16 protein-coding genes and 1 tRNA gene are annotated in these 16,610 nt (G+C 45.5%); 10 read left to right on the top strand and 7 right to left on the bottom strand.

Annotated elements, in window-relative coordinates; genetic code table 11:
• The first annotated feature begins 53 nt into the window (after nt 1-53).
• Nucleotides 54-473 carry a Trm112 family protein gene (locus VDIS_RS08935; RefSeq protein WP_052885816.1) on the top strand — a complete coding sequence of 140 codons (420 nt, stop codon included), beginning with the start codon at nt 54-56 and terminating at the stop codon, nt 471-473.
• An 11-nt stretch (nt 474-484) separates the two neighbouring features.
• On the opposite strand, the gene VDIS_RS08930 is transcribed toward VDIS_RS08935, so the two are convergent.
• Nucleotides 485-961, bottom strand: a complete 477-nt coding sequence (locus VDIS_RS08930) for a hypothetical protein (RefSeq protein ID WP_013336908.1) — start codon at nt 959-961, stop codon at nt 485-487.
• Nucleotides 962-963: 2 nt separating this feature from the next.
• Nucleotides 964-1,257 carry a DUF211 domain-containing protein gene (locus tag VDIS_RS08925; protein WP_013336907.1) on the bottom strand — a complete coding sequence of 98 codons (294 nt, stop codon included), beginning with the start codon at nt 1,255-1,257 and terminating at the stop codon, nt 964-966.
• 94 nt (nt 1,258-1,351) lie between these two features.
• Between VDIS_RS08925 and VDIS_RS08920 the strand changes: the two genes are divergently transcribed.
• Entirely contained in the window at nt 1,352-1,801 is a 450-nt protein-coding gene (locus tag VDIS_RS08920; RefSeq protein WP_013336906.1) for a DUF2258 domain-containing protein, read from the top strand.
• A 22-nt stretch (nt 1,802-1,823) separates the two neighbouring features.
• Here VDIS_RS08920 and VDIS_RS08915 read toward each other — a convergent pair whose 3' ends face one another.
• The 3 genes from VDIS_RS08915 to VDIS_RS08905 form a co-directional block, all read right to left on the bottom strand.
• A complete protein-coding gene (locus VDIS_RS08915; protein WP_013336905.1) occupies nt 1,824-2,630 on the bottom strand; it encodes a SagB/ThcOx family dehydrogenase in 807 nt (268 codons plus the stop codon).
• A gap of 238 nt (nt 2,631-2,868) precedes the next feature.
• Nucleotides 2,869-4,656 carry an APC family permease gene (locus VDIS_RS08910; protein ID WP_245522497.1) on the bottom strand — a complete coding sequence of 596 codons (1,788 nt, stop codon included), beginning with the start codon at nt 4,654-4,656 and terminating at the stop codon, nt 2,869-2,871.
• Nucleotides 4,657-4,745: 89 nt separating this feature from the next.
• Nucleotides 4,746-5,360, bottom strand: coding sequence for a translin family protein (locus VDIS_RS08905; RefSeq protein ID WP_013336903.1), 615 nt, complete (start codon nt 5,358-5,360; stop codon nt 4,746-4,748).
• A gap of 53 nt (nt 5,361-5,413) precedes the next feature.
• Here VDIS_RS08905 and VDIS_RS08900 point away from each other — a divergent pair, with 53 nt between their 5' ends.
• Entirely contained in the window at nt 5,414-6,727 is a 1,314-nt protein-coding gene (locus VDIS_RS08900; protein ID WP_013336902.1) for a glycerate kinase type-2 family protein, read from the top strand.
• On the opposite strand, the gene VDIS_RS08895 is transcribed toward VDIS_RS08900, so the two are convergent.
• Nucleotides 6,724-7,839 carry a Clp1/GlmU family protein gene (locus VDIS_RS08895; RefSeq protein WP_013336901.1) on the bottom strand — a complete coding sequence of 372 codons (1,116 nt, stop codon included), beginning with the start codon at nt 7,837-7,839 and terminating at the stop codon, nt 6,724-6,726. The two genes, VDIS_RS08900 and VDIS_RS08895, sit on opposite strands and share 4 nt — an antisense overlap.
• Before the next feature lie 90 nt (nt 7,840-7,929).
• Here VDIS_RS08895 and VDIS_RS08890 point away from each other — a divergent pair, with 90 nt between their 5' ends.
• From VDIS_RS08890 to VDIS_RS08870, 5 genes are all read left to right on the top strand, one after another.
• Nucleotides 7,930-8,652 carry a GNAT family N-acetyltransferase gene (locus VDIS_RS08890; RefSeq protein ID WP_013336900.1) on the top strand — a complete coding sequence of 241 codons (723 nt, stop codon included), beginning with the start codon at nt 7,930-7,932 and terminating at the stop codon, nt 8,650-8,652.
• 24 nt (nt 8,653-8,676) lie between these two features.
• Nucleotides 8,677-8,768: transfer RNA gene (locus VDIS_RS08885), tRNA-Ala, on the top strand.
• 566 nt (nt 8,769-9,334) lie between these two features.
• Nucleotides 9,335-11,050: a hypothetical protein gene (locus VDIS_RS08880; protein ID WP_013336899.1), complete on the top strand. Its 1,716-nt coding sequence runs from the start codon at nt 9,335-9,337 to the stop codon at nt 11,048-11,050.
• 76 nt (nt 11,051-11,126) lie between these two features.
• Nucleotides 11,127-11,450, top strand: coding sequence for a hypothetical protein (locus tag VDIS_RS08875; RefSeq protein ID WP_245522496.1), 324 nt, complete (start codon nt 11,127-11,129; stop codon nt 11,448-11,450).
• A gap of 32 nt (nt 11,451-11,482) precedes the next feature.
• On the top strand, nt 11,483-13,069 hold the full coding sequence (locus tag VDIS_RS08870; RefSeq protein WP_013336897.1) for an amidohydrolase: 1,587 nt from the start codon (nt 11,483-11,485) through the stop codon (nt 13,067-13,069).
• Nucleotides 13,070-13,074: 5 nt separating this feature from the next.
• On the opposite strand, the gene VDIS_RS08865 is transcribed toward VDIS_RS08870, so the two are convergent.
• Entirely contained in the window at nt 13,075-14,214 is a 1,140-nt protein-coding gene (locus tag VDIS_RS08865) for an NAD(P)/FAD-dependent oxidoreductase (protein ID WP_013336896.1), read from the bottom strand.
• A gap of 65 nt (nt 14,215-14,279) precedes the next feature.
• Here VDIS_RS08865 and VDIS_RS08860 point away from each other — a divergent pair, with 65 nt between their 5' ends.
• Together VDIS_RS08860 and VDIS_RS08855 are read left to right on the top strand one after the other, a co-directional pair.
• Entirely contained in the window at nt 14,280-16,058 is a 1,779-nt protein-coding gene (locus tag VDIS_RS08860) for a molybdopterin-dependent oxidoreductase (RefSeq protein ID WP_013336895.1), read from the top strand.
• 147 nt (nt 16,059-16,205) lie between these two features.
• Nucleotides 16,206-16,607 carry a hypothetical protein gene (locus tag VDIS_RS08855; RefSeq protein ID WP_013336894.1) on the top strand — a complete coding sequence of 134 codons (402 nt, stop codon included), beginning with the start codon at nt 16,206-16,208 and terminating at the stop codon, nt 16,605-16,607.
• The last annotated feature ends 3 nt before the right edge of the window (nt 16,608-16,610 follow it).

The following is a 16,610-nucleotide window of genomic DNA, read 5'->3' as shown; positions in this document are numbered from 1 at the left end:
TTCAAATCCATTAAAGGTAAAAGTAATTAAGAGGGTATTAGCAGGGCTTTCTCGTGAAGTACAGATTAATGGATGTATTGGCATGTCCGTACGACAAAACATTCCCACTGACATTAATAGTGCTTAAAGAGAGGGAGTATCCTGAACGAAAGTATGAATGGAACAAAAGGCCATTCTGTGAAGAATACTGTGCCCTTAAGAATGTCTTCATAAAGAATTACCCGAATCCACAGGAATTACCGTGCGATGAATGCATTAAGAAGGAGGTTGTTGATGGCATATTATACTGCCCTAAATGTGGTCGTTGGTATCCAATTAAGGATGAGATACCGATATTGCTACCCGATGAACTCAGGAATAAGGAGGAGGATAAGGCCTTCCTGGATAGGGTTAAGGATCAATTGGTCAAGGTAAGTCCGGAGCTTGGAAATAAGATATTAAAGGAGGGCAAACCTGTCAATTTATCATCATGAATTAATGATTATTAAACAATGGTTCCTATAAATGACATTATAATGCCAAGTATTACATATAATATGAGCCATAACACGGCATTACCCCTAAAGTACCTGCTCATCAATGTGCCAAAGATTCCGAGAATTACCACTGGAATCACGGGTATCCAAAACACCCTAACCAAGTACATCGTATAATTCGTAACCGAAGCACCCAACAGCGACACGGCGCCAAATACCAAGCCCTTAATTAATGCATCGTATATGGCCCTCCTATGTAAGCTCGTCCTTAATAGCGAACCTCTCCTCATCAATAACGCTCTCTCGATATGGCTTAATGAGCTTCTCTCCTCGATATACTCGGCCATGAACGCCGTTATTAGGTTTATTGTCGTAACTATAATCACTAATTTAACAGTACTTCGCATGGTCTCACCTAATACGAGCGTGGTCAAAACGCTATCTAGGAAGCCAAGCACTAAGTACCTACCGTTAATACTTACCATACTCACCTCTCCTTAAGCAACTGAGGATTAAGCTCAAGTATGTACTCGCCAACAATTACCTGGTCAATACTCCTAATCGCACCACCCAAGTCCTCGATAACCCTCTTCACGTCATCATAGTTTATGTTATCACCCTCAATAACAATGACCAGACCTAGAACCTCAACGTCCGTGTCGGTCACGGTGACATTAACAGCCTTAACACCGCTAACCCTGCCAAGCCTATCCGCGAGTTCCACAGTAGAGACACTACTTGGTATATCAACATCAAGCACAACCCTACGTAATCCACCCAATTCAGATCAAAATAATAGAGTGCACCCCCTACTTAAGTGTTTAACCCGGCATTGGAAAATAAGTTTTAAATGAAGCCCAATTAAAGAGTGTAATATGTCTTGGAAACCAAGTGAGGATGTAGAACGAGATAAGGAACGAGCAGCGGAATATGAAAAACTATACAGCGGATTCACATTCCATGGACCATTAACCGTCGAGTTAAGGACGGGCATCATAATAGCGGCTAGGTTCGCAGATAAGCTAAGGCGTGCCGCATTCGCGGCTTTTTCAAAGATGGTCCCCGAGGACGTTATACTTAGGGATATAGCGGAGTTGAATAAGACCGTGTATGACGAGATGATTAAGAGGAACATTGATAAGTTGGCCCTTGTGAGGATAAGTGTCGTGGTTTCATACGATCAAAAAGCAAATAAGCTTAATTTCTCTGATTTAAAGATTGAAAGATTATACACCGAGGATGAGGTGAGTAGGATCATTGATGAGAAATGCGGTGAGTTGGAGAGGAAGATTGAGAAGATAAGGAGTATAATAGGTTCGATATAAGCATTCAATAATTCACTCCCAATTAAAAACCACGTGTCTCCTTACCAATAAGCATTAAGAGTACGGGAAACTCCTCAACACAGTCAATACCAAGGAACCTACACAACTCCTCGTCATAAAAAGCACCCACAGCCCTAACACCAAGCCCCAACCCAGTAGCCACGACATATATGTTCTCCATGACTGCACCTGCATCCAGGAGGACATACCTCAAAGCCCTCTTCCAGTACTTCCACCGGGTTCGTGAGTAAAATGCCGTGAGTACGATGACCACTGACGCCCTACTGACGTGGTCCTGCCCAAGGGCTAAGTTAGCCATTAATGAATTAAACCTACCCAACCTAAGGATTTCCAATGCGTGGTTGAACGGGTCATAGTGGTAAAGTCCCTCCCTCAGCCCCATCACGTTATGAACCACCGGGTAAGCCTCAATAGGCTGTAAAGCACCTGCGGATGGATATGCACGAAGTGGGTATTTATCAAACCCATAGGCCTGGGTCCAGCCCGTAATACCCAGTCCTAGAAATAACATCGTTGCCAAGTCATCAATACTTATCGGCTCATCAATGAAGTCCCCCGCGCTTCTCCTTGCTATAATCGCGTTGCTCACGGTCATAGTTACGCCCTTGGGACTTGGCAACTTAACCACGTTGTTACTCCTTACCCTCCTTAACGGAGGCATTACGCCAGCTCTTCTAGGCCAATACTCATCCCTATAATGTCTCATTAAGAAGTCACAGGCAACACCAATGTCCTTCCCTATGAGTCTCTTAAACATGAGCAACGCCTCACTAGGTATTAAGTCCTTTAACACCTCATCCTCACACATAAGGATTCAACATAAGGTATTCACTATTTTGATTTAAACCCTAAGTGTTTCGTTGTTACATCGTAGGTGCATACAATATTCTAACTAAAGCCATAACCCCGAGTCCCCACGCGGGGATAGGGGTAACGGGCCGAAGACCAGGCCTGGGGCTGAACCCAAACGGGAATGTAGCCCAAACCTCCCCGCACTAGCAACACCAAGAACCCTCGCCCTTCAGGGCGGGGAGGAGGTCAGATGGTTACTCAATGGGTAGGTTACCCTCCTTAACCTGCCTTATCTCCTTAGTCTCAAATCCCTGTCTCACTGCTATTATGAAGAATACTATTGACATAGCCAACGCAATTAGGTAGTCCCACGGGTATTGTATGTAGCCCATGCCCAGTGAGCCTATGTATGATAAGGCGCCAAACACGATCATGTAGCTGATGAACCAGGTACTCGCCTTAATCTCTCTACTAACGTAACCATCCCTCGACCTATAGTACAGATACGTAATACCTCCAATTAATATTAATGCGAATGCAGTCCAATACTCATAAAACGGTAGTGCGTTAATTACGAATCCGTAATAAATCACCATTATTAACGCGATCCAGAAAATCGCCGAGAAAGCCACGGCTTCGCCATAGCCCATGCCAATGACCTTTCTATAGCCTAGGATTAGTAATGGTAAGCCGAAGGCCGTTATTACGAATATATAGCCCAGGTAAGGCCAACCTGTCCAGTAAACGAGCATTGAGGATATTATAAAGCTCAGTAACCCAACCAGTAATGGCATTGGGACCTTATACGGCCTATTAATATTCGGCGCAGTCCTCCTTAATATGATTAATGCTGGGCCGCCAGCCAGGTAGTTAATTATTGTCGCTGTTGTTGATATGCTGACTATTTGGTACCAGGTTGGGAATGGCAGTAGGAATAGTACGGCTATTAAGTAAGTAACTATGAATGAGAACCACGGGGTCTGGAATTTTTCATGTAAATTACCGAAAATGCTTGGGTAGTAACCCTGCCTTGAAAGTCCATAGAGACTCCTTGCCGTTGTGCCAATGTATACACCCATGGTACCCGCGGGTGAGACCCACGCATCGATCAGCAATATCGTGGCCCACAGTACAAGAACTACGATACCACTCACGTACAGCTCTGAGTAGAATGGTGAGCCTGCCCAATTAGAGTTTAATAGGTCGCTCCAGTCACCGGGCTTTATTGGGATTACGTACTGACCCTTACTATTAGGCAGGTATATCTTGCTCCAGTCGATCCCTCCTATAAATGCGATCTCCAATGCCATGTATAGTATTGCCACGAGTATTATCGATAGAACTAGGGCCATCGGTACGTCACGCCTTGGATTCCTGGCTTCACCAGCGTACTCAAGGGCCTGTCTAAATCCCTCATAGGCCCAGATAATGCCGCTGGGGATTAATGCCGTAAAGACGGCGGTCCAACCCAGTGGTGCGAACCCTCCATATGCCGTGAAATTACCCGGGTGTAGGTATAGGGTTATTAGGAGTATTACTGTGGCTGTGGGTATTATGAACTTCCAAATGGTTATTGCCGTATTAATCTTACCAAATATGTTAACGCCAATTACTTGTATGACCGTGAAAATACCTATTAATGCTGCCGCCGTTAAAATACCAAGTGGCGTCAAGTAGCCAGACTCGGTACTAAAGAGCGGTAAATACTTATTTGTGTACATTATTATTGCCTCAGCCTCCATGGATATTGTGGTGGCTGAACCAATTAAGTACGCCCAACCGAGTAGGTAATTAGAGATTGAGCCGTGTACGTAGTGGTCAATACGAACAAGTGAACCACTAAATGGGAGTATTGAGCCTAATTCAGCGTATGATAGGCCTATGAATGTGAAGAATACCCCAGCTAAAAGCCAGGATATTAATGATGCTGGGCCAGCATAGGCGGCGCCCGCTAAGGCTGCGAATAACCACCCACTACCAACCATTCCTGATATTGATAGGAAGAGCAGATCCCAAAACGTTAAGGCCTTTCTTAGCTTCACACCTGTATTTACTGTGGAACTTTGTTCATTTCCTATATTTCCGGTGAAGGGAGGTCACGAGATCGAGAAATTTAGAAAATTTTTAAGCTTTACTCCAACGAGTTATTTACGTCAGAGTTCTTCGATGATGGTTCCTGAACTACCTTAATATTTAATGTCTTGTAGAATATCTTTTCATTCAACCAGTTAATATTTGATGACACGTAATCAACCTTCTTCCTCATCTCGTAATCCCTGGGCTCTAGACTGAGTAAATCCAGGTAAAGCTCCTCCATCACCTTCTTAGCCCTTAACGCGAAGTCTAGGTTGTTCTTAATCATCTCCTCAGTCGCCTTCCTACTAAGCTCGCCCGTGAAGTCGGCAATGCCGTTTATGTAGGGCTCGGCATCGACACCTAGCTCGCTTGGGCTCGGTATCCTATTTTCGGTCATGAAGAACCACATGGTCATAGCCTCAACGTACTCCTGGAGACTAATGACGGCATTATTATAATACATTGGGTACTTAGCAATTAACTCCCTTAGTTTATTAACGAGATCTTGCATCTCCCTTATGTACCTGCGCGCTGTCTCAACATCATCCCTAATTAGTGAGTATATCACGGACTTAGAAAGCCTATTCACCTTAACCCCAGTCTCAATAACCTCATCCTTAACCTCCTCAAGCTCCCTCAACCTTGCCCTTAACCCATCAGTGTCGATCATACGGTCTGGTATCAACCCAAGCCTTAAAAAATCAATTGCCACTAATAATTAACGTGGTATTTCCCGTATTCGGCGGTGACTTACTAAGCGATATACTAGGTCTTATTCTTAAGTCCTCGGACTTATACCTCAGAACCTCAAGAGCTATTAGTGTCGATAATGGTAAGGTAAGGATCATGGGGCACGAAATTAATAACTTCTACGTCATAGCCATTGGCAAGGGCTCAATAGGGATGGCTAAGGCCATTGAGGATGCGGCCTACGATAAAATAATTGACGGTATCGCCGTGGTCCCCAGGGGAACGCCAGGTAATCTACGAAAAATAAGGATTCTCGAATCAACACACCCACTGCCAACTGAGGCAAGTATTAATGCCGGTTTGAAAATACTCGACCTAATTAGTAATGTTAGGAGTGGCGATTACGTACTATTCCTGATTAGCGGTGGTGGTTCTGCTCTCGTTGAGGTACCCATTAGAGGCCTGAGCCTTGAGGACATTAGGGAGGTCAACAACTTACTCCTAAGAAGCGGAGCCACTATTCACGAGATTAATACCGTGAGGAAGCACCTATCAATGACGAAGGGCGGCAGACTTGCCAGAGAGGTAGTTAAGAGAGGTGGTAAGGTAATAACCCTAATAGCCAGTGACGTACCTGGTGATGACCCAGCAACGGTTGCCAGCGGACCAACAGTCCCTGACCCAACCACATATAGGGATGCCATAGCCATACTAAGGAATAGGGGTCTTTGGGATAAGGTACCAGGTACGGTTAGGGACACCCTTGAACAGGGCTTAAAAGGCGTTATTGAGGAGACCCCTAAGGAATTAACTAACACGTGGAATTACGTGATCGCAAGCAACATGGATGTACTCACGGACTTGGCAAATTACGCTAAATCACTTGGTATGGAATCATTAATACTCACGTCGCGAATGGATGGGGAGGCCAGGGAAGTCGGTAGGTACCTAGCGAGTATAGCCCTGGAGGCCAGGTTTAGGGGAGTCCCAATAAGGAGGGGATTGATACTATCAGGTGGTGAGCCGACAGTGACGGTGGTTGGTAATGGCAGGGGTGGTAGGACCACGGAAATGTGCACGGGCTTTGCCTTATCGGTTAGGGGTGTTGATGGTGTTTCCATGATTTCCATAGCCACCGACGGTATTGATGGTAATATAGATGCGGCAGGCTGTGTTGCTGATGGTCACCTAATTGAGGAGGCCATGAAGTTGGGTATTGATCCCATAGGCGAATTACGTAATAATAACACGGCTATTATATTCGAAAAAACAAACACCATAATACGCACTGGATGGACCGGCAGTAACCTGAATATCGTGACGGTGATCTTCGTCTCAGGTTATTAAAGTAGTGGGAATGGTTCGATCTCCTCCAGCCTCTCGGGGTCGACGCGTAATTTACCCATAACAGCATCATCAAAGTAGTCCGTCGTTACGACGGCATTTGCAACACCCTCCTTAAGGTTAAACTCTTTAATCACACCGAAACCCGCCAGGAAGCCTCTACGTATTAAGCCAATGAACATATTATTGAGGAGCCTGGACGGCACCTTAACCACACCACCATGCCTAGTGACCTCGGTCACATTATCAACTACGTAATGACCACAATTATTGACTATGCACTCAATCACCGAGTTACCAATGATTTTATTCAGCTCAATGCTTACGTTAATTAATTCACCACCTAAGTACCTACGTAAGGCCTGATTCCTCAGAAACCTCCTCTCATCGGGGTTCCTGGGCCTTACATACTTCGGCTTAGAGACGTTAATTACCTTAACACCCGACCTTAGGCGTAGATTAATGCCTATGGATACCACGTAGTCTGCGCCGACCGTATCAACGACATTCCTTATCAACTCAATACCACCATCCACAACCCAGCCAGGCATGTCAATTAGCACGAGACCTGGCGTCCTACTAAAGGCCTCCCTAACCATGGCGCTAACCCCACTGATAAACCTACCAACACATTGTGATGGACTATTACAACCAACGAAAACACCGCTCATCATATGCAAATCCTCCATGGTCGGTGTTGGTAATCCAACGCAGGAAAGCCCAATGACACCAGGAGGCCCTATTGATGATTGACCGACATCGGCATCCACGATACATGTACTTAATCCCTTGGTCACATGCCTATTAAGTAAGTACGTGGTTAACGTGGTCTTACCAGAATCAATATCACCAACGACTAGGGCAATACCCTCGAGGTTAAGGTTATCCCAGTCACTCGGTATTGTACTACCATCAACATATCTGACGGAACCCCCACTAATGGATAACGTGCATGAACCACTGGCAAATATGGGCAACGCCCTAAACCTCTCAACACTTAGGGAACCACTCACGGGACAACCCAGCACCTCACATTGCCCATTCACCACAGTAACCGTGGCAGGACCCTCCACAATCAGAGTACCATTACTGAAGCTCAAAGTTAACGAACCCACGGAAGATAACCCATACACGTGTTTAAGTGCTTTATTGCAGGGTAATAGGGAAAAGGTAAAAACTATCGAGGTATAAAACCAGTGACCATAATGACTGAATTAACGATACGGAAGGCACTACCCAGCGATGCTGGGCAAATAATTGAATTCACGAGAAATACGTTCTCGTGGGGTGACTACGTGCCTAACGCCATTAATGAATGGATTAATGAGGGTACGGCTTACGTGGCGGTTATTGAGAACCACGTGGTCGGTGTGTTGAATATGGTATTAATTAGGGAGACAAGTACGGCATGGCTAGAGGGATTACGGGTTCACCCCAACTATAGACGGATGGGCATTGGTAAAGCATTAACGGAGTACGTACTCAATGAAGCGGTCAAAAACGGTATTAAATACGCAATGTTAATGATCGCCGATTGGAACGAACCAAGCCACCGCCTAGCAAGGTCCCTCGGGTTTCACGAAGTGCTAACTTTATTCACAGGCGTGGCAAAGCCGAGTTCGGTGGATATAATCCGCGGGGAGGCAATGCGGGAGGTGGTCAGGAATGCATTGAGGAAAACAAACGGACTTTACTGTACGACAAGAAAGCATTGGTTATGTACGAGGGCCACCGAGGACTTTGTAATGACCATGATAAATGAAGTATACATCGGCAGGGGTATAGGTCTTGGTGAATTCTCCGTAGGGCCACCAACGATACCCGCCAAAACCGAGGTACTGGCCACGGAAAACGGCGATTTCGAGAACTACTACGGCAAGTTCATAGTCTACGAAAAAGAACTAGGCAAAACACAGGCAAAAGCTTAAATTTCTTGGTTCTCGGCTTCCCTTGGGCCGGTAGTCTAGCCTGGAAGGATGCCCGCCTTGCACGGAGCTCCCAAGAACGCGGGAGATCCCGGGTTCAAATCCCGGCCGGTCCACCACAAAATCATTGCAACGCATTACCGATCTCCCTAACCAATACCCTAGCTTAAGCAATACTAACCTTCACGTTCTTAATTAATCAAATACTTCTTTCCGCGAAGCCCTAGGTGTGTAATCAACAAATCGCAATGATCAAGTTACCTTGCAGGGTCTTACTAACTGTGCTCAGTAGGTACGTGTACTAACGCCTTACGACTTCCTGACACTCAGATGTATTAAATTTCTCAATAAGAATCTCGATGATCCCTTAGTAGGGTTGAGAGTTAAAGGTTATATTTAATGCTGTGGGTTTTTACTTACCAATGCATGGCTAATATTGATGAGTTAGTTAAGAAATTGATAAGTAAGGTGTTAATATGATGGAATTATTGCTCAACGCATTAAACACGGCGAATTCCAAAGGGCATAAGGAAGAGAGTGAGCCTTGTTAAGGGTGCTTTGAGGAGCGAGGCAATATATCAATAAGAGTGAAAGGCTAAGCTGGTGAGAAGGCTTACAAAGCGGTTCGACTCACTCTTTATGAATAGGCGAAGTAAAAAAAAGCCCGTTAATTTCTGTAAATATGATGGGTATGGTCAGGGCGCGGGTATTAACCGCCTTAATGCTCGCCTTGACGATTTCATTAATTATCATGGTACTAGCCACCACAGGCCAACAACCAACACTTTACAGGTACTGGACCTACTCACCAATTAAGGGCGTGAGTGAGGAGTACCTGGTCTATAAGGTGACTGCTAACGGCATTAACTATTCGAGGATTGTGATAAACATCGAGTCAATAAATGGCAAACCACTGAGTAACGCCTCAGTTACGGTATTCGCCTTAACGCCATACCACATAGTACCCGTTAGGGTTTATGCCGGCTCAAGGGTGGTGATACCCATGGACACGCCCAGCATAGCCTACGCCGTGGATAGATGGGTCTCCTGGATGCTAAGGAGTACCTGGCACTCAATACAGCCGGGCCTATACACGGCACTCCTCGTATTCATAACCTACCAAACGCCACGTGGGGTCTACATCAAATCATTCACGATACCATATGCACCAGCACCACTATACATTGGCAATGAGTCTTACGTAATAATTATTAACGCCAAAATAAACACAACCGCGCCACCAGACATACCAATAAGCCAATTAAAGCCGGCAGGCCCTGCAGTCGCGAAGCCGTTACTCGAGCTTTCCAATAATACGGATCAACCAGGCCAATTATACGACTGTATGAGCCAATCACCGGAGGCGCCAGTCTACGCGCCTGGTACTATACCAACGGCGTATGGGTACCTAGCTCTAGCTAACTGCACCGGCTATAACGGGACAATACCACTGCTATGGGTCTCATGGAGCCAAAATGTATTCAATGAATTAAGCCAAAGTAATGCACAACTGTATGGAGAGATCTATATACAGTCCTCATCTAATAATCAGCCATTCTCATTATATGGCGAGGAGTTAAAATCAAGTAATGGGCAGGTAATAGCATATGTAGCCGGTATAACATTTACACCACAGTCCTTTGACATCGGTTCACCATACCTACAATGGTTAGGTACTTTCGGTACGACCTTCACAGGGCCTGGTATTTATTATCTGGGCGTGCCTGGTGCTTATGGTATGGCCCAATACCAATACTGGACATGTAATCCTTACTTCGGTACATGCACGCCCACAAACCAGTACTACTATTATGTCGTGGGACTTAATGTTCAGAGCAGACTCATAAACGGCATAGATACAGGTAATGGACCGGTAACGGCAATATTCAGATTCCTTAATTACTACGGCTTGAGCCTACCAACACCTAAATATGTAGGGTGCAGTGTTAATAATGGCGGAGTCCCATATTTCTACTTCCCAAATGGGACTAGTGAAACCGCTCTTCCATATTTAATCGCTGAATATGTGGCTAATGTATTCAATGTACCATTGTTACAAGTAATGTCTGCCTTAGTCTCCGCACTTGAGGGTGGCGTGATTGTTGAGACCATTGTGGAAACTGGCGGTTTACCAACGTGGGCTCAATGGGTCATTAACGTACTCTCAGACATGGGGCAATTGACGAATTTACAGACGTATAAAACTAGTTACCAGCTTTATTATGCTGTCGAGGTTCAACTATCACCTGGTCAGTATATTTACTATAACGTAGTTCCTGGCATTAGTTACGTGAATTATAATGGCCAGACCTATGCTGTACCCACGCCTGGTGTTGAGCTTAATGAGACCTGGGCCGGTGGACAATTGGCTCAGGGATGCCCACCTACATACCTTGGCTAATGAGGTTCTGGACTTACGTGGTTCTTAAATTTACAGCATTCATTAATTCTTAATGAGTAGTGCTTCTTTAAGTGATGTGTATAGACGTTGCATCACGGTTTATGGATACAGTATACTGGTTAAGTTGTGTGTCTCAACCACGGTATTATTAATTGTTCTATCCCTCCTTCTAATGATCTATAACCTCATCATTGGTATAATAGTAATCGTAATCATTCTCTCATTTTCAGAATTATACCATAGAGAATTGAGGATTGATAAGGTCATCATGGTCAGACATGGTAGATATTACATGGTTAATTTCGTATGTGGTAACGAAATAATCAGGGCTAGGGCGAACATAACCACAGTGTCTAGGATAGCTTCGATTGTTAAGGTGCCCATTGATCTTCGTCAGTAATACTTACATAGGCGCTTTGATAACCCTAAGTAATGGTTAGCGGTTTTGTTTTGTTTGATGGTTTGGTTTATTCGTCATTTAAGCCCCTGGTTAGGGCTGAGGCTATGGTTGTCGTTGGTGATAGGGTTGTTTATGTTGGTGGTGAGTCGAGGGCATTAAAGATTGCGGATGCCCTAGGGCTCGAGGAGGTGGACCTAAAGGGCCGTGTTGTGATGCCGGGATTCATAGATGCCCATGCGCACCTGGACTCGATAGGCATCAACCTAGCGACACTGGATTTAAGGGGTGTTGGTAGTATTGAGGAGTTGAAGAGTAGGCTTAGGGAGTACGTGAAGAATGTCAAGACTGAGTGGATAATAGGTAGGGGTTGGGACCAGGAGTTGTTTAGGGAGAGGCGTTGGCCGAGTAAGTTTGACATTGATGACGTGGTTAACGATAGACCCGTCATGCTGGTCAGAGTCTGCGGACATGCCGCCGTGCTTAACACGAGGGCCATGGAACTGACCGGGCTCTTGAATGCGGCGGATAGGGATGTGGTTAGGGATGAGGTGGGTAATGCCACGGGCGTAATTGTTGAGCGGGCTTTGGATAGGGTTGAGGAGTTGGTGAAGGATTCGTACACACTTGACGATTTTAGGGAGTTCATGATAAATGCCATGAGGTATGCAGCATCGCTTGGCGTCACGACCGTGGGCTTCGTATCCGTAGACCTAAGAAGCCTACAATCGTTGATAATGCTTGAGAGGGGGCTCGGTAGGTTGCCAATTAGGGTTAGGGCATACCTAAACCCATCTGATCACGGTATTGATGTCATTGAACTACTGAGACAACTCGGCATTAGGGCCGGCTTCGGCTCTCAGTACCTGAGGATTAATGGTATTAAAGTCATTGCCGATGGCTCACTCGGAGCTAGGACCGCCTGGTTATCAAGGCCTTATAATGATGACCCAGGTAATTCCGGCAGGCCGAATTACAGCTTTGATGAGTTGATGAGTATTGCGAGGAGGAGTGCTGAGTCTGGTCTTCAACTCGCTATTCACGGTATTGGGGATAAAATGGTCGAGACGATACTCGATATTTACAACAGGTTGGGTAACGCCCAGGTGCTTAGGCATAGGATTGAGCATGCATCCGTGTTAAGGGAAGACCTGATCAAGAGGGTTAAGGAACTCGGTATCGCATTGGCCGTACAACCTCACTTCGTAATTACTGATTGGTGGGTTGTGAGTAGGATTGGCGCTGATAGGGCTAGGTACGTGTACCCATTCAAGACGTTAATTAATAATGGCGTAATGCTCGGCTTCAGCACGGATGCTCCAGTTGAGCCTCTCAATCCATGGGAGACCGTGTACGCGGCAGTTACCAGGGGCTGCCATGAGGGTATAGAGCTCTGTAGGTATACGGAGAATGAGAAGGTAAGCGTGGCAGACGCACTTCACCACTACACATACGGTTCCGCGTACCTACTCCGTGAGGAGGATGAACTCGGTAAACTCGAGCCAGGCTACCTGGCGGACTTCATAATAATCGACAAAGACCCACTAAACATTGACGAGAAGGAACTTAGAAACATAAAGATCCTAGAAACATACACAGGAGGACAAAGAATATACCCATGATCTCATTAAAATGCAGCCCTTTCCTGCGCAGTCCCCTGTATTAACCTTCCCTCCCTAAACCTGCTCAGCCTAAATATGTCCCTGAACGTTCTTACTTTTCCATACTTTATTAATTCCGTGACCATCAAGGCGAAGGCCGGCGCCAACTTGAAGCCATGACCGCTCAAACCAACAACGACTATTAAATCCCTAATTGGCTCATCAATTATGGGCATCCAGTCAGGAGTAACGTCATATAAACCCCTCCAGCCACCCAGGTACTTAGCATTTGTAAACCACGGCATTCTCTTGGCGGCGTTCTCCATCACATTAACGGCATAGTCAAACTCCGGCTCGGCCAATGGATTGAAGTCGTCTGGGTCTGGCCAAGCATCCTCGGGTGGGTACAGTAGGCCCATTAAACCATAGCTAGAGCCCTCGGGCCTTATGTAGAAGTTGTTCACGTAATCAAATACGTTAGGCAGTGACCTGCCTATTTCGACCCTAATCACCCTCTCAATAATGTTCTTAATCGGCAGGTTCAACTGTGGTAATAGTTTTTGGGTCCAAACGTTGGTTGCAATAACGTAGTGGTTAGCCCTTATAACCTCGCCACTATTAATGAGCCTCACACCAACCACCTCATTACCCTCAAACTTGACCTGAGCCTCATCAATCACAAACTCAACACCCAACTCCCTAGCCCTATTCATTACGGTGTTCGTGTATAGGCCAGTATCAACATAGCCGGCATCCTCCTCATAAATGCCGGCCTCACCCCACGCAACGCTAGCGTTAAGCATTTCACGAATTTCATCACTACCCAATAATCGAACCCTAGCACCAATACTACGTAGCATGTCAAAGGTCCTCCTCATGCTAGCCTCATCATTACCAATAACCAGGAGGCCCGTCTTCGTAAATACACCAGTGCCAAATTCCCTCTCGAAATTCATGAAAAAGCCATGACTATAATGCGACATCCGAGCCACATCCTCATTGGCATAATAACTCCTAACAAGGCCTAGGGAGTAGGCTGTCATTCCCTGGGCGATCCCACGCTTATCAACCACCAAGACCCTGAAACCCTCCTGGGCGAGGTAATACGCCGTTGTCGCCCCTGTAGAGCCTGCACCAATCACCACGACGTCAAATGTTTTATCCATGGCTAATCCTCACTTGTCACTGGGAATCAGTTTATAACTAGTACGTGATTGACCACTTGATTAACATGGTGATTGCATGTACGAGGGACTGCTACGACACATGCATATTCGATGAGAATTACAGACCGCTTAGCATATTCCCGATTAATGGCTTCACATGTGCTAGGGGCAGGGCTGACTTAATTAGGAATGAGAGGAATAGGGTTACTTCGGCTTACATAGATGGTAAGGAGGTTAGTATTGACGAGGCCATTAAATACGTAGCGAAGCTATTCAGGGAGGTCATAAAGAGGGATCCAGCAAGGATACTGCGTACGGACTATGACGGAAATCAGGGATTACTCACGTGGTATTTCCCAGACAGGTTGTTTAATGTAATTGGTGCATCACAGTCTGATAGGTCCATATGCTCTGCGGAGGGCCATGCAGCCATTAGGGCTCATTACGGCACCAGCATGGGCGCTTTGCCCGAGGATTTTGTTAAGTATAGGGCTGCCGTATTCTGGGCGTTCCCGGCTAGTGTGTCGGCGCCGCACATATGGGCCTTGTTCATTAAGAAGTTCAAGGTGGCGATTGACGTTAGGTTCAGCGACACAGTTAGGAAGTCGGATAAGGCGGTAATAGTTAGGCCTGGCACTGATGTGTTCCTGGCGCTTGGTATAATTAAGGTCTTGATCGAGGAGGGCCTCGTTGAGGGTAAGGTTAGGCATTTCGAGGATTTGGCAAGTTACGTTGGGAGGTTCTCTCTTGATTACTTATCGAGGGTTAGTGGCGTGCCTGTTGATGGCATTAGGTGGCTTGCCGAGTTTTACCATGATTATAAACCATTAACACTGATTGGCTTTGCCCTTGGTCGTTCATTAAACGGCGGTGATGCCATTGGCATGATTTCGCTAATCCCGGCCCTAATCGGTCTTGAGAGGGGTTATTACTACTCGAATTCCCTGGGTTGGGGAATAGACTTTGATTACCTTAGGGGCCTTCACATGGCTAAGTCATCCAGGGTTATACCCATGGCGGATTTTGGGGATTACATTGAGCGCGGTGAGGTGGATATTGTATATGCCTGGAATGAGAACCCTGTGGTTACCCTGCCGGGTGGTGATAAGTTGATTGAGGCTGTTCGTGAGGGCAGGGTCGCATTAATCGTTCATGATCCGTACTGGTCTGAAACGGCTAAGCTGGCTAATGTCGTTATTCCAGCGCCAACATTCCTTGAGAAGTATGACGTAATTTATAGTTATTGGCATGACTACCTGGTTTACAACGAGCCAATTAAGTCTCCTAGGGGTATAACGGAGGTTGACTTAATACGTAAGTTAGCTAAGGAGCTCGAGATCTCTCATCCACTGCTTCTTGAGGATCCCTGGGATGCCGTTGATAAGGCCATAAGGCCTGCTGGCGTTACTTTGGAGGAGCTTAGGGTGAGGAAAATTGTTAAGGTAAAGCCGAGGTATTTACCCACGAACGAGCCTGACGCACTTCCCCTTCCTAATCCCGTAGAGCCTAGTGAATTGAGTGATAATGAGGTTCGCTTAGTCTTTACCTCGCATCCGCTTTATACGAATACGCAGTTCCGTGAGGTTTACGGTAATCTAGAGTCTGTGGTTTATACCCATGATTATGAGGGTGTCGTTGTTCTAGAGAATGAGTTTGGTGTTGTTAGGGTTAGGGCTGTTAGGGATAGTAATGTGCCTCCTGGCGTAGCGTTGATTTATAAGAGTAGCCTTATCGACCTTGATGGTAAGCCGATAAATACCCTCACAGGCCGTGTTAAGGGTAAATATGCAGGTACGCCATTACTTAATGGCGTTAAGGTTAGGATTAGGGTTGCAAATAAATGACATATATTTTTATCAATCTGTTCATGGACAATTAGGTCACTTTCACATCATTAACGGTGATCAGTAAGTCATTAGCACCATAACCTATTGCTTGTTATCGTTATCTTTAAGGACATGCTTTTAAACTATGCCCATTGACGGAATAAAATGGTCGTTGAATTAGCCAAAAGATCTGGCAGGGATTTAAGGAGACTTTTAAGAAGATTAAATTTGGTCACGGGTAGGTGTTTTGATGATAATGAATTTACATCATTATTAAGGAGTATCAATATTAAGTTTGGCAATGATTATTGGTTATTAGGTTGGAGGGAACATAAAATTAGTACTTCCTCATCGCTCTTTGTATTGTCGCTCATTGATAGGTATAATAGGGAATACGTGGTTAAGATTTACGTCAGCATTGGTATCATAAGCATGGTATTACCCGCAAACCAGCTTAACCTTTCCGACGAAATTTCAGGCATAACAATGCTGATTAATGGAAATACGGCCAACCTATCAGGTAGGATACTCTGCATAACCAATGTTAAGGTTAAGGAGGTGCCTTAACGC

It is taken from the genome of Vulcanisaeta distributa DSM 14429 (assembly GCF_000148385.1).
Lineage (GTDB): Archaea > Thermoproteota > Thermoprotei > Thermoproteales > Thermocladiaceae > Vulcanisaeta > Vulcanisaeta distributa.
The sequence above is the reverse complement of the archived record's forward strand: the minus strand, read 5'-3'. Positions and strand labels throughout refer to the sequence as shown.